General features: G+C 25.2%; 15 protein-coding genes. 2 read left to right on the plus strand and 13 right to left on the minus strand.

The annotated features are described in order from the left end of the window. Positions 1-2: 2 nt before the first annotated feature. Positions 3-1115 (minus strand): UDP-galactopyranose mutase, encoded by a 1113-nt coding sequence (gene glf / locus B2217_RS01810; RefSeq protein ID WP_291122030.1) that lies wholly within the window; start codon positions 1113-1115, stop codon positions 3-5. Positions 1116-1222: 107 nt separating this feature from the next. Here glf and B2217_RS01815 point away from each other — a divergent pair, with 107 nt between their 5' ends. Continuing rightward, entirely contained in the window at positions 1223-2245 is a 1023-nt protein-coding gene (locus B2217_RS01815) for a glycosyltransferase family 2 protein (RefSeq protein ID WP_291122031.1), read from the plus strand. Further along, the gene (locus B2217_RS01820; RefSeq protein ID WP_280037847.1) at positions 2235-3194 is read left to right on the plus strand and encodes a glycosyltransferase family 32 protein; all 960 of its coding nucleotides are present in this window, start codon (positions 2235-2237) and stop codon (positions 3192-3194) included. The genes B2217_RS01815 and B2217_RS01820 overlap by 11 nt, the downstream gene beginning before the upstream one ends. On the opposite strand, the gene B2217_RS01825 is transcribed toward B2217_RS01820, so the two are convergent. From B2217_RS01825 to B2217_RS01880, 12 genes are all read right to left on the minus strand, one after another. Further along, positions 3172-4026, minus strand: coding sequence for a glycosyltransferase (locus B2217_RS01825; protein WP_280037848.1), 855 nt, complete (start codon positions 4024-4026; stop codon positions 3172-3174). The two genes, B2217_RS01820 and B2217_RS01825, sit on opposite strands and share 23 nt — an antisense overlap. After that, positions 4023-5000 (minus strand): glycosyltransferase family 2 protein, encoded by a 978-nt coding sequence (locus tag B2217_RS01830; protein ID WP_280037849.1) that lies wholly within the window; start codon positions 4998-5000, stop codon positions 4023-4025. The genes B2217_RS01825 and B2217_RS01830 overlap by 4 nt, the downstream gene beginning before the upstream one ends. Further along, on the minus strand, positions 4993-5664 hold the full coding sequence (locus tag B2217_RS01835) for an NAD-dependent epimerase/dehydratase family protein (RefSeq protein ID WP_291122032.1): 672 nt from the start codon (positions 5662-5664) through the stop codon (positions 4993-4995). Before B2217_RS01835 ends, B2217_RS01830 begins: the two co-directional genes overlap by 8 nt. Beyond that, positions 5661-6710, minus strand: coding sequence for a non-hydrolyzing UDP-N-acetylglucosamine 2-epimerase (gene wecB / locus B2217_RS01840; RefSeq protein ID WP_180905851.1), 1050 nt, complete (start codon positions 6708-6710; stop codon positions 5661-5663). The genes B2217_RS01835 and wecB overlap by 4 nt, the downstream gene beginning before the upstream one ends. After that, complete coding sequence (locus B2217_RS01845) at positions 6710-7498, minus strand: glycosyltransferase family 32 protein (protein ID WP_038331106.1); 789 nt, start codon at positions 7496-7498, stop codon at positions 6710-6712. The genes wecB and B2217_RS01845 overlap by 1 nt, the downstream gene beginning before the upstream one ends. Further along, entirely contained in the window at positions 7495-8685 is a 1191-nt protein-coding gene (locus tag B2217_RS01850; RefSeq protein ID WP_180905850.1) for a hypothetical protein, read from the minus strand. The genes B2217_RS01845 and B2217_RS01850 overlap by 4 nt, the downstream gene beginning before the upstream one ends. A 2-nt stretch (positions 8686-8687) precedes the next feature. After that, complete coding sequence (locus tag B2217_RS01855) at positions 8688-9668, minus strand: glycosyltransferase family 2 protein (protein ID WP_180905849.1); 981 nt, start codon at positions 9666-9668, stop codon at positions 8688-8690. Position 9669: 1 nt separating this feature from the next. After that, entirely contained in the window at positions 9670-10497 is an 828-nt protein-coding gene (locus B2217_RS01860) for a glycosyltransferase family 2 protein (protein ID WP_180905848.1), read from the minus strand. Further along, on the minus strand, positions 10490-11422 hold the full coding sequence (locus B2217_RS01865; RefSeq protein ID WP_180905847.1) for a glycosyltransferase family 2 protein: 933 nt from the start codon (positions 11420-11422) through the stop codon (positions 10490-10492). The genes B2217_RS01860 and B2217_RS01865 overlap by 8 nt, the downstream gene beginning before the upstream one ends. Before the next feature lie 9 nt (positions 11423-11431). Then, positions 11432-12289, minus strand: coding sequence for a glycosyltransferase family 2 protein (locus B2217_RS01870; RefSeq protein ID WP_180905846.1), 858 nt, complete (start codon positions 12287-12289; stop codon positions 11432-11434). Position 12290: 1 nt separating this feature from the next. Next, on the minus strand, positions 12291-13169 hold the full coding sequence (locus B2217_RS01875; RefSeq protein ID WP_180905845.1) for a glycosyltransferase family 2 protein: 879 nt from the start codon (positions 13167-13169) through the stop codon (positions 12291-12293). Then, a partial coding sequence (locus tag B2217_RS01880) for an acyltransferase family protein (RefSeq protein ID WP_291122033.1) occupies positions 13166-13953 on the minus strand: 788 nt, incomplete at its 5' end. The genes B2217_RS01875 and B2217_RS01880, both read right to left, overlap by 4 nt.

Consider the following 13953-nt stretch of genomic DNA (forward strand, 5'->3'; position numbering starts at 1 on the left):
ATTTAGTATTTATTCGGAATGTTTTTCATTTTTACTAAAGCAGAACCAAAAACTTGATGCATATCGTAGTATTTATATTCTGCTAATCGTCCACCAAAAATCACATTAGAAACTTCTTTACTTAATGATTTATATTTTGAGAATATTTCATCATTTTCTTGATTATTAATTGGATAATATGGTTCTTTATCCAAATTCCAATCATCAGAATATTCCTTTGTGATATATGTTTTGGATTGAGTACCATATTCGAAATGCTTATGTTCAATTATTCTGGTATATTTTTCATTATGCGAAGTATAATTGACAACGGCTACACCTTGATAATTTTCTTGATCATGAAGTTCATTCTCAAAACGTAAACTTCTGTAATTTAATTGTCCAAATTTGTAATCAAAAAAGGCATCAATTGGTCCAGTATAAATTATATTTTCAGCAAGATTATTCCAATATTCTTTGTTTTCAAAGTAATCTGTATCAAGACGAACTTCTATTCCTTCTAACAGTTTCTCAAAAATTTGAGTATATCCACCTATTGGAATCCCTTGGTATTTATCATTAAAATAATTGTTATCATACGTAAAACGAACAGGTAAACGTTTGATAATAAAAGCTGGTAAATTAGTTGCTTTTGTGCCCCATTGTTTTTCTGTATACTCTTTAATTAATTTATTGTAAATATCAAACCCAACTAAAGAAATCGCTTGTTCTTCTAAATTTGATGGATTTTCAACTCCAAATTCGTTCGCTTGTTGAGCAATAATTGCTCTTGCTTCATCAGGAGTTTTTACATTCCATAGTTGATGGAACGTATTCATATTAAAGGGTAGATTATAAATTTCTCCTTTATAATTGGCTATTGGAGAATTTGTATAACGATTAAACTCTGCAAATTGGTTGACATAATCCCAAATGTTTTTATCATTTGTATGAAAGATATGAGCACCATATTTATGTACATTTATCCCTTCTATACTTTCTGTAAAACAATTTCCAGCAATGTGATTTCTTTTCTCAATAACGAGACATTTATATCCTTTTTTTGTTAACTCGTAAGCTGATACGGCTCCAAAAATACCTGCACCGATAATAAGATAATCATATTGATTATTCATAGAATTTAGTTTGATTTAGTTGGTAAATTTACAACTTTTCGTTGTATTAACTACTTTATTACAAGAATACTAAATTGTAAAAAAACATTCATCTCTTTTTATTAAATTTGTTTCATAAAACCTATCAGATGAACACTCCTTTAGTTAGTATCAATATTCCAGTTTATAAATGCGAAAACTACATTATCAGATGCTTAGAATCAGTAAAAAACCAAACATATCAACATTTAGAGATTATTTTGGTTAATGATTGTACACCTGATAATAGTTTTCAACTAATTGAAAAATTTTCTGAATCAAACCCAAATCTAACTATTAAGATTATTCATTTAGAATCGAATCAAGGGCTATCTGTTGTTAGGAATCGCGGAATTGATGAATCTATAGGTAAGTACATTTATTTTTTGGATAGTGATGATGATATCACAGTCGATTGTATTGAGAAATTAGTAGAAAATGTTCTTATAAATAATACGGAAATGGTTATTTCTCAAAATCGTTGGATGAATACATTCGATCAATCTACTAAAGATTTTGGATTTCCTACTTTATCAAAAAAGAAAGTTTATCAAACTAACTCAGAAATTTTTGAAGCTTATTGTAAAGGTTTTTTCCCTGTTTCTTCGTGGAATAAATTGGTTGATTTAGATTTCATTAAGCAAAACAAAATTTATTTTATTCCAGGATTATATGCTCAAGATGAATTGTGGATGTTTCATTGTATGGAAAAAATCAATTCATTATCGATTATAGATAATATTACTTACAATTATTATTTACATGCTAATTCTGTTATATTTAATCGGACAAAAAGAAACTCAGAGAATCATCAAACAATATTAGAATGGATTGTTAAATCATATAGAAATACTTCTGATTCTAATCGTAAAAAACTAATACGAGGTTGGATTGTTAATTTTAAAAAACTAATTATTCAAATGCAATGGAAGGTGTTAAAAGATGAGGAGTATTATAAAATAAACTATAATAGAATGAAGAAAGCTCCATCGCTTACATTTTCAGACTATTTAAGCTCAGACTTTTCTAAAGAACAAAAAAAAGAAAATTTGTTATTAAATCTTCCTACTAATATTGGATTTAAAATTTTTAAAAAGCGTTATGAAGGGTAATTACATTGATAAACTTAAAACAATCCAATGGATACTTTTTTATAAAATAAACCTTATCAAATTAAAGTATATTGGTGATAAAAAAATAATCAGCCATAATTCTTTATACAAGAAAAAAATAAAAATTGGAGAAACTAATGATTATATTGAAAAGTATATATGGTCATATTGGAACGACACCGATATTCCTTCTGAAATAATAAATTATGTTGAATCAAATCGTAAGATTAATTCAAACTTTAAATATATTGTCGTAAACGAGATTAATCTTTATGAATACATACCTGATTTCCCTAAAGATGTTAATTTCCCTAGTGTTCAACATAAAGCTGATTTAATACGTTTGATGTTATTAAACAAATTTGGTGGAATTTGGATTGATATAACAACTATATTAACAAAATCATTAGAATGGATTATTGAAATACAACAAAAATATAAAATTGAATATGTAGGATATTATAACCCTAATATGATGATTAGTGATAATAGTATGCCCATGATAGAAAATTGGTTTATGGCTTCAACAAAAAATTCCTTATTTATACAGAATTGGCTAAATGAATTTCTAAATGCTCTTTACAGCCAAAATCCTAGACAATACTATCAAAAAGATGCTGACTTTGACAAAATAAGACAAAATATTAACACTCCTTTTGATCGAACTTTTACTATGCATCTTTCGGCTCAAAAAATATTACATTTAAATAACGTCTATTCATATTACCTAATAAACGCTGAAGATGATGGACTTTTCTTTAATTACTCTTCAAAGAATAGAGTTGATTATTGCTCGAGTTTATTGATTAGAAATTTCACTCAACTACCTCCTGTAATTAAAATAACAGGTGGAGACCGTATAAAATTAAATGATTTTATACGACAAAGAATCTATTCAAAATATTCTATTTTTTATAAATATGGAATTATAAATAATCGTCAAAATTAGGCATTAATCTTTTATCATAAATAATCTGGTTATGATATTTTAAAGATAGAGGAACCATTATTCTAGATAAAATTTCAAACCATTCTATTGGATACCCTTTATTAAAGCCTCTATCTATACCTGGATTTTTTATTAATTCTTCATGATAGTAATCTAATCTTTTATGCAACTCTTGGTACCATTCTGCAACATAAGGTGAGTAAGGTTTACATATAAAACCACAATTTCCAATACATAATTTATAATACTTAAATATATCTTTATTCAATTCTTTATTAAGATCTTTACCTCCCATTTTCGTAGGATCAAACTCAGGATAACCAGCAATCATTTTGCTAGGATCAGCTTCCAAGCTTTCAAATATAGGCTGCCAATTACTATTATTTCTTTTAATATCACTGTAGCCCCCTCCGTAATGATACATAAAATAGCATCTCAAATAATCAGATTTATGAACTAAAGAAAGATATTGATAAGCAGGATGTAGAGGATAATCAGATAAAATATAATTATCTAAATTAGATATTGTTATTAACTTTACTTCTACTCCTAAATTATTTCTTAAAATCTCTAAGCTCTCTACTCTATTTTTTGTTACTTCATTGTTCCCTGTCCAAAAACAGTAAACAACTCTATCAATTTTATCTACAAAGTTTTCCTGATTTTTTATTTCTAATTGATTATTTAGAAAATGATTTTTATACTTATTATCATTATAAACATATGGGACTATTTTATGATAATTAGCTCTGTATACAGTTCTTATTTTAAACAATATGTAATATGTAAATTTAAGTCTTGTTTTAATAAAATAAAGAATTGAGTGTATCATATATTTCTTTTTATAATAAGAATTCTAAAAAAATTTTTTTTAAATAAATATAATTTAAACCTCTCTTTTAAAGTATTAGCTTGAATTAGATACAAATATTTATCATAAATAAATCGTAATTCTATTAATTGATTAATAAGTATATTATTACTTAGATTTTTATTTTTTAAAATTATTGTATTAAATATATAATTAAAATTATAATTTATTTTTTTTTGAACATATCTATAATAATCAGAACTGCTAATATTATTTTTTAAATAAACTAAAAAATATTGAAATTCATTTATGTAAATTAAATATTCTTCAAATGATGGGATAGTAAAAGACAATGATTCTCTTCTTATATTATATATATAATTTGATTTTGAAATAATATTAATTTCATTTATAAATTCTATGTATTTTAAATAAAAAATTTCATCCTCACAAAAGTTTAAATTATCATTAAACCTTAATTTATTATTTATTATCAAGTCTTTATTAAAGATCTTATTCCATAAGTAACCTTGAGTTAATTTATAGTTATTTAATAAAATATTTAAATCATTAGGCAAATTAAGTGTAATATTTTCATATCCTTGAAATCCAAATATTAATTCATTATCCATTTTTTTTATAAAATCTTGTAAAACCAAGCTTTTATCATCATTTATATTTAAAACAAAATCATTCAAATAATTCTTTTCAACAGTATCATCAGAATCTACAAAAACAACCCACTTTCCAACTGCCTTTTCTAATCCTAAATTTCTTGCACTCGAAACACCTCCATTTTCTTTATAAAAATAATTGAAGCGAGTATCTTTTTGTTCAAATTCTAAACAAATCTGTTCAGAATTATCAGGAGAACCATCATTAATTAACAATACTTCAAAATTGGTGTAGGTTTGATTTCGAATACTTTCTAAACAATTACGTAGATAAGCTTCAACTTTATAAATAGGAATAATTATGGATATTAAATCATTCATAATATTTTTCTATTAATTGATGTAAATAATCATTTTTATCATTCAAATCAAATGCATAATCCAACTCATGTATATCTATTGAGTAATGTTCACCTTTATTCTCAATATTTTTATTTGCTTTTTTATTTAGAATTTGTTCAAAAACCTCTATTATTTCTAGGATATTAAAATTCTCTGTGTACGCCACATTGATGATCTTATTCCAATCTTTTGAAGCAATATATTTCATCGTAATATTTTTTACATCTTCTACGTCTATTAAATTACGTGTTGCTTGTTGATGAACAACTAATTCTTGGTCATTTAAAATTTGACGAGATATATAATTCATTAGCAAATTAGGATTTCCTCCTCTTCCAACAGCGTTACTAACTCTTAAAATAAGAAAATGTTTTGCTTTTTGTTTGATGATTTCCTCGATATGCAATTTATGTAAAACGTACAAAGAATTGTATTTTGAAGAGTCGTATATAGAGCATGTACTAAAATAAACAAACAACTTTTCAGGATTATTTGCTAATGTATCCTCAACTAAATTTTGTTCACGTAAAAATTCACCCTTTCTAGTTTCAGAAGAATTAGAAACGCCTGAAGCAAAGAAAACAACCTCATCCAAATCTACTTCTGTAAATAAATTTGCGATCAATCCTTTTCCAACAATCATATCCTATCAAATATTAATTGAGAAGCACAACCATTCCCAAAAGGATTAATAAAAGTATTAGAACTTCTATTTAATTCTTTGTAAAACTCTTTCTTTATTTTATCCTTATCAGCTCCCACTAATATACCACAACCACAATCTAATACTTCTGGTCGTTCGGTTTCGTCTCTAAGAATAATGATTCTTTTTTGTAAAGTTGGGGCTTCCTCTTGTATTCCTCCTGAGTCTGAGATTAATAATCTTGATTTTGCCATAAGTTTTACAGCATCAATATAATTTAGAGGTTCTATAAAATTAATATTGTCTGGGATCTCTTTAAAAGCTTCAAAAATAAATTTCCTAGTATTTGGATTTGGGTGAAGACTCCAATGAAAAATTATTTCAGGGTTTTCTTCCGCTAATTCTCTAATTGCACTACAAATCGAATACATATTCTCTCCTATGTTTTCTCTTCTATGGGCTGTTATAAAAACATCATTACCATACTCTAAATTGACATTTTCTTTGTCTAAAACATAGTGTAACAAATCAATAATTGTATTTCCTGTTATTACAACTTTAGATTCGTTAATGTTCTCTGCCAATAAATTATTAGCTGCTAAACTTGTTGGAGCGAAATTAAGATCCGATGTTAATGAAACTACTCGTCGATTATATTCTTCTGGAAACGGGAAGTGTATATCATCAGTTCTCAGTCCAGCTTCTATATGGTAAAATTTCCTTTTCTCTACAAATGCAACTACAGATGATGCTAAAACAGTAAAAGTATCTCCTTGTGCTATAATTTTTTCAATAGATTCCTCTTTTACTACTTCTGCTATATCATTAATTAATTTAGCTAAAAGGTTTGAATTTGAAAATTCACTAGATTGAACTTTTAGATTATAATTTGCCTTAAAATTAAACAAATCTTCCATCTCTGTTAGCATAGATGTATGCTGACCTGTATTAATTGTAATAAAGTCAATTTTTCGTTTCTGGGCTTCTAATATTAATGGATAAACTTTTAGAAACTCTGGTCTTGTGCCGTAAATTATTGCAATCATTATCGTTTACTAAAAAGATTATTTAATACATACCTAACGATCATTCTAAAAGGTATTTGATTTAATACTTTATCAACCTCAATCATTTTATGATTAAAAATTACATTATGTACTTCCTTTTTCCCATTCTCTATTTCTGAAAAAACTCTAGTTTTATAGTACGCATGGACATAATCTTTGAAAGGGTTTGGATAATCTCTATCATGCCAAGTTCCTACAAAATGATGAGATGCATAATTCTTAGGTAAATCCAAACAAAAATAGGTAGAAGGATAAATTACGATTCCATCTTTACCTTCTTGTAATTCATCTCGATTTGGATCAATGCCATATTCTTTTACTAACAAATCTGATACAAACACAGTATTAGTTGTTAAATCAAAACTTGTTTTTTCATTGTAAAAATCTATTACACGTTTAGCCCATGGATGTCCTTTTTCTGTAGCCCATAATGCTGTAAAAGGCGAACCTTTGATTTCAAACCCTGAAAATGCGCGATGAACTAAAAATTCGTCTAATGAAAACTTGACTTCTACATCAATATCCATATAAATCCCTCCCATTTCATACAAAGCTAATGCACGGGCATAATCAGAAACAAATGCCCATTTCTTTGATTCAGCAGCTAACTTTACATATTCACAACAATTGATATCGAAATTGGTTTCGTTCCACTCAATTATTTCATAATCGGGTAAGATTTTCTTCCAACTATCAAGACATATATAAAAAGATTCTGGCTTTGGATTACCTCCAAACCAACAGTAATGGATTATTTTTGGGATCATTTAGGATAGTTATTTCTTATATTATCGATACTTAATTTAAGATTATTTATAGATTCATTATAAATAATATCAGATAATTCCTTTATATTACTCTGTAACGATTTGTATTTGTATGAGTTAATATTAATTGCTTTGTTCATTATTACTGAAAGTTCAGAATTAGATTCAAATATCAAAGCATTATTTTTGTTTAATCTATAAAAATTTGAAAAGTCTTTATGAATTATAGCTGGTTTCGAAAAACCTAGTATAATTTGCCAGCTTCCAGTAACTGAACCATCTTTAAATCTTAACTGATTGTCTATTTCAGGATTTAACATTGGAATAATAAAATCAGCATTATTATAAATTTCCCATAGTTTTGTAAAATTAATGATTCCTGTCCTACTGATATAATTTTGTAAATTATCTGGTATTTCATCAACCACAGATCTTCCAGCGATAATTACACTAAAATTCGTAATATTTTGATTAATCAAATTCTTACATGCATTAAATAATAGTTCTATATTTTGATTTTCATTAACAATTGCTACAAAAATATTATTCCCCGATAGTGTAGTTGGTTTAATATTTCCAAAATAATGAGGATTTAGCATAGGAATATTGTATTGACCAGCCAATGTAAAACTTCTATTTTGTTCTATGTATTTTTCATGACCATAGTCTTTTACAAAAGGGATTACATTATGTTCTACCATAAAAATTCCATGTTTTGCTTGCGGTTCAAATCCAAGCCAATTGACATAAGACGTCCTAAGGTTATCAGAAGATATTACAGAAGTAGCAAAAAAGACAAAATCATAATTTTTAATTTTTGATAGTTTCAATGCTTTTTTCTGATACTTCAGAGATAAATAATAAATCTTTGGTACTTTTGGATAATATTGATATGCAAAATCTTCTCTTAAATTTGGTTGCGCTATAACATCAACCTCATAGCCTAAATCTTGAAAATATTTACAATAACCTGGTTGTATTTCAAAATGATAAGGATTAGGCTCTACAATAAGAATAGACTTTTCAGCTACCTCGGAATTAATAATTTTTTTAATATTTTTTTTTGTCTTAAAATCTTTTCTAAGAATAGAAGGAATTTGTAAAAATTCTTTTCGCTTTTTACGGCGAATATTATTAGAATAAAATAGACAAATAAAATTAACTAAGTATCTATAAATAGTTTTCATTATTATTTCTTAAATAATATATTTTCAAGCGTATTCATTTTTCTAAATAACACTTGATATTTTAATACAAAAAGTGGAAAATAGTAAAAAAATAACCTTTCTAATTTATTAGCTATACTCTTATTATTATCTGAAGGAATTTCAATATTCTTTATAATTCCATAATCTATATCTAAAAAATTATTATTATAAAGAGCTTTTATTCTATTGTATTCAATTATTAGTCGTTCTTTGAAATATTTTTTAGGTGTATCATTTTGAATATAAAAGTTATATACTTTTTTTAAAACCTTCATTTGAGAAATCAAATGATTTTCGTTTATTCTCATTGAAGTTATTGAATCCTCTCTCCTATAATATGTATATAAAACTTCTTTTATGCCTATAATAGAGGCGCCTTCTTTATAAATATCTAAGTTTAGATAAATATCCTCAAAATAAATACCTTTAGTAAATTTATAATTTTTAGTTATTAAAAATGATCTTTTATAACATTGTAATGTCGCATTATAAGGAAATATATTATATTTTTGTATATAGTTATATGAACTCATTAATTCTGTATTCTCTGGTGCATTTTCTAGTACATATGTTTCTCTATTTTTATTTTCAAAACAAACTTTCATATTGAAAGTTATTATATCTATATTGATATTTAATTTCAGAGTACTATATATCTTTTCTAAAGCATTTATTGTAATATAATCATCACTATCAATAAACCACACATACACACCACAAGCATGCTCTAAGCCAAAATTTCTAGCATCACTTAATCCTCCATTATTTTTAGAAATAATTTTAATACGATTATCACTAAAATTTTCATTAATAATTTTAATAGAATAATCTGGAGAATCATCATCTACAATTATGACTTCAAAATCTAAAAAAGATTGGTTAAGTACACTCTCTACGCATCTATAAATATATTTTTCTACATTATATACAGGTATAATTATAGAAAAAAAGGGTGTATTCATTTTATTTATATTTTTTAATTAAGCCCAATTTAAAACCCAATTTTATCCAACGATTATTTAATAATTTATTATACTTATTATATAAATCTTGATATTTGTACATTCTCACATAATTGCTTATAAAATCATCTTCTACATTTATATTTCTCCTTTCAGCAGCTTTAATAATGGCTACCCAATACCAAAACAAAGCTTTATTTCTATTTTTATTTGTTGATGCACCATTATTATGAATTCTATATAAGTATAAATCTTCATCAAGATAAAACACTTGAGATACTTCACACATTTTCATATAAATATCTTGATCTTCCGCTCTTTTATTATGAATATCAATACCATCTGTTTCTAAATAATATTTTTTTTTGAACGTTGCAAAATGTGAAATTTCACCATTTAAAAATATTAAATCGGTAATTTGCTTACCCTTAATTACCTCTAAAGGTTTTAACATATGGTCGCAATGAATTGTGTTAGAATACACCAAACCACATGATGGATTTTTTATATGTGCATCTATACTTTTTTCAATTGCAGTATTAATTAATGCATCATCAGGATCCAATCTTCCAAAAAGATTTGTTGTACATAAATCTATTGCCTTTATAAGTGTTTTTTGATATCCTAAATTTATTTCATTCTTGTAAAGCTTAAATCTTGAATCCCCTTTAACCAATTCTTCTATTACTTGAATTGAATTGTCTGTCGAACAATCATCAATTATAATTACTTCAAAATCTTTATGAGTTTGATTAATTAAACTTTTATAACAGTCATTAAAGAAATGTCCATTATTATAATTTGCTATAATTATTGATAAATCAAACATTTTCTTTAATTTTTTTATAAATATTAGTAATTAATTTATTTTTAAAATACTTTAAATCCCAAAATAGAATTTTTTTGTTACCCAATATCTCAATAAAATTATCCTTAATTTTATTTTTAATAGGATTTTCTAAATTTATTTCTTTAGATTTAAAATAATATTTTTTAAGTTCTTTTATATAAATTACATGGTTACAATTATATTTATTTTTAAAATAATGTAAAGCATTAACATCTTCAATATAATTATTTCCCAATTTAACTGTTCTTGAAGTTACGTTGTTATCATCTGTTTTTCTAAAATTATTTAATAAACGATTATATCTCCTAACTTTTCCCAAAAACGCTAATTCTGACCAAAAAATCCAATCTCCACAAAATTTATATTTAGTATATTCATCTGATGTAATTTTTAAAAATTTTGATTTTTTAAAAATAGCCATACTAGCATTATATATTACATTTCCTTTTAATAGATATTCATTAATAAATTTATCTGAATCAATATCTATTACATATGGATGTAAATCGTGTCTAATTAATTGTAAATTATTAGGCAAATAAGTAACGCTTTGACAATATATGACTGATAGATTATCATCGGTATCACTTATTAAAGTTTCTAAAAATAATGAATTACACCAATCATCACTTTCTGCTATCCAAATCCATTCTCCTTTTGACAATTCTATTCCTTTTTTCCATTGTTTGAAAGTAGAACCTGAATTTTTCTCATTATAAACTATATGAGAAATTTTAGGATGATTTCTATATGCTTCAATAATTTCTTTACTATTATCAGTTGAACAATCATCCAAAATAATAACTTCAAAATCTTGAAAAGTTTGATTTAACACTGAATCTATACGCTCTTTAAGGTAAGAAGAATGATTATAATTTGGGATAATTACAGATACTTTTAGCATAATTCTATATTAAAATTTTAATATTTTATATAAAAACCTCCTCATTCTAAAATATTTATTATTTCTTAATTTATCTAGTTCTTTAATATTTATAAATAATTGACTTCTGGAGATTGTATATTTTGAAACAATTGAAGCAAATAAAATAGCTTTATTTTCAGAATTAAGAACAGTATTGTATGCATAATTATAGACTTTATTTGAATTTAATTCAAGTTTATTTTGATCTTTTGTAGTATTCAATGTATGATCTCTATAAAAAGCATAAGCGTTATTATCGAATTTCACATTAACATCTTTATCATTAAATAACATTATCCAAAACAACCAATCTTCATGTAATTTAAATTCATCTATAAAACGTAAATCACCAATTAATTCACGTTTTATTATTGGACAATGAATAGGAATATTAAATCCATTGTCCCAATAGGTAATTAAATTTGAAATAGTTAATTGATACCTTGACAAATCACAAAATGGAGGCAAAATTTCACCATTACTATACAAATTAAAATCTGTATAAATAAAATTAATCTTAAGCTCTACTTTTTCAACTAAAGACAACTTATCTTTATTTATAAAATCATCTCCATCAAGAAATTGAATCCATGTTCCATTCGATTTTTTTAATCCTAGATTCCTTGCTGAACCTGCTCCTCCATTATCTTTATAAAAGTATCTGAATCGAGAATCTTTATTTAACCATCTTCTAGCAACTTCTTCTGAATTGTCTGTAGAACCATCATTAATAATGATACATTCCCAATTTTGATAAGTTTGATTTAAAACTGATTGTAGGCATTCATCTAAATATTTTGCTTGATTATAACAAGGCACGATAACTGAAATAAGTTCACTTTTCATACTAATATTTTAAAGATCCTAATGCTTTTCTAATTTCGCCAATTTTCAAATACGATTTAAATAAAGATATATTAGATGCCAATTTATTTTTCCAAATGTATTCTCTATATTTTCTAAGTTCTTCTAATATTAATTTTTTAGGAAGAAAATCTAGATAATTTAACAAAATGTATTCCCTATATAAATGACTTGCTTGTAATTTAATTTGTAAATCATCTGATCGATTTGAGATATTTACGTCAGACATTCTAACTCTAACTAATGCATTGTTTATAAAGTATATTTTAGAAAAATTACTTGTTTCATAAACAGCTAAATTGTCGGAATGCCATGCTAAAGGAAATTTTTTGAATCCATACTTATAAAATTCATTTCGATGAAATAAATGCTCTGATAGACTTGATCTAAATTGATGATTGTATTCTATTAAAAAATGTTTTTTAGCATCAATGATGGTTTCTAAAGATGTTATCTCATTCAAAAACAGATCACTTTCATCAATCCAAACTTGACTAACTTTAATAACATTTATTTTATTTCGTTTAATTTTATCAATATTCCTGTAAAACTCTTCCACAAAATTATCAGAAATCATATCGTCATCTCCTAGAATCTGAAACCATTCTTCTGTTACATTTTCTAAAATTCGTTCCCACTGCAAAGCTAAATTTTCACCACCTAAGTTTTCTTTGTAATCGAAATATTTAAACTCGTTTGATTTTAAATATTTATTAATTATTGGCAATGGATCATTTGGACTTGCATCATTGCCAATATACAATGAAAAACGTTTGTCAGTTTGCTTAGATATTGATTGCAAAGTCTGTTCAAAAAAATCAATCTTATAATAAGGAATTATAATCGCAAGTTCATTTTTCATAATATAAGATTCTTAAATTTTTGCATTGGTTTTTCTATAAAATGCCAAGATAAATAAGCTAATAAAAATGTAATAATTAGACTATAACATGTCAATTCGAATACATTTAATTTGAAATAACTCATTAAACATTGCTGAACTAAAAAACCGTAGATATAAACACCATATGAAATATCTCCAAATTTTTCTCCTATCGAACTAATATAATTTGTTTTTAAAATACCAATTAGTAATATAAGAACTGGTAAAACAAAAGGTGCTACAAATTTGAAAAAATTAAAATACAAAGATGCTATAAGAATCAAAAACAGCATAACTCTTATAGTAAAAGAATTTATTCTCTTTAAATCAATAAAACTTAATAAACTACCTGTTAAAAAATAGGTTGACAAACGATATAATTCTACTGAATCAAGATAAATTATTGATAAAATTTTAGACAAAAATTCAGGTCGATAAATGTGTAAGACATATGAAATAATAAATCCAAGTATAATCAAGATAAAACTACTTTTATTTTTTCTAAATGGAAATAAAAGCATTAAAACTATATACATTGTAAACTCATAACTAAGCGACCATAAACTTCCATTTATTGCTTTAGGATATGGATTAGTCTCAAATACGTGATTAACCTCATATTGTACTTTATACAAGGATAAGACTCTATGTGGATAACTTCTGTAACTAGCTTCGGAAAATATATTATTTCCTGTATAAAATATTGGTAAAATTATCATTGTGACTAATACAAGGATAATTAATGCTGGATATAATCTTAATT

The organism is Empedobacter sp. UBA7620, from assembly GCF_002484185.1.
GTDB classification, from domain to species: domain Bacteria; phylum Bacteroidota; class Bacteroidia; order Flavobacteriales; family Weeksellaceae; genus Empedobacter; species Empedobacter falsenii_C.

Coding starts and splice junctions, on each gene's coding strand:
- B2217_RS01820 (WP_280037847.1), top strand. CDS start 2,235: ATGAAGGGTAATTACATTGATAAACTTAAAACAATCCAATGGATACTT.
- B2217_RS01835 (WP_291122032.1), bottom strand. CDS start 5,664: ATGATTGTTGGAAAAGGATTGATCGCAAATTTATTTACAGAAGTAGAT.
- B2217_RS01845 (WP_038331106.1), bottom strand. CDS start 7,498: ATGATCCCAAAAATAATCCATTACTGTTGGTTTGGAGGTAATCCAAAG.
- B2217_RS01865 (WP_180905847.1), bottom strand. CDS start 11,422: ATGCTAAAAGTATCTGTAATTATCCCAAATTATAATCATTCTTCTTAC.
- B2217_RS01855 (WP_180905849.1), bottom strand. CDS start 9,668: ATGAATACACCCTTTTTTTCTATAATTATACCTGTATATAATGTAGAA.
- B2217_RS01825 (WP_280037848.1), bottom strand. CDS start 4,026: ATGATACACTCAATTCTTTATTTTATTAAAACAAGACTTAAATTTACA.
- glf (WP_291122030.1), bottom strand. CDS start 1,115: ATGAATAATCAATATGATTATCTTATTATCGGTGCAGGTATTTTTGGA.
- B2217_RS01860 (WP_180905848.1), bottom strand. CDS start 10,497: ATGTTTGATTTATCAATAATTATAGCAAATTATAATAATGGACATTTC.
- wecB (WP_180905851.1), bottom strand. CDS start 6,710: ATGATTGCAATAATTTACGGCACAAGACCAGAGTTTCTAAAAGTTTAT.
- B2217_RS01850 (WP_180905850.1), bottom strand. CDS start 8,685: ATGAAAACTATTTATAGATACTTAGTTAATTTTATTTGTCTATTTTAT.
- B2217_RS01830 (WP_280037849.1), bottom strand. CDS start 5,000: ATGAATGATTTAATATCCATAATTATTCCTATTTATAAAGTTGAAGCT.
- B2217_RS01875 (WP_180905845.1), bottom strand. CDS start 13,169: ATGAAAAATGAACTTGCGATTATAATTCCTTATTATAAGATTGATTTT.
- B2217_RS01870 (WP_180905846.1), bottom strand. CDS start 12,289: ATGAAAAGTGAACTTATTTCAGTTATCGTGCCTTGTTATAATCAAGCA.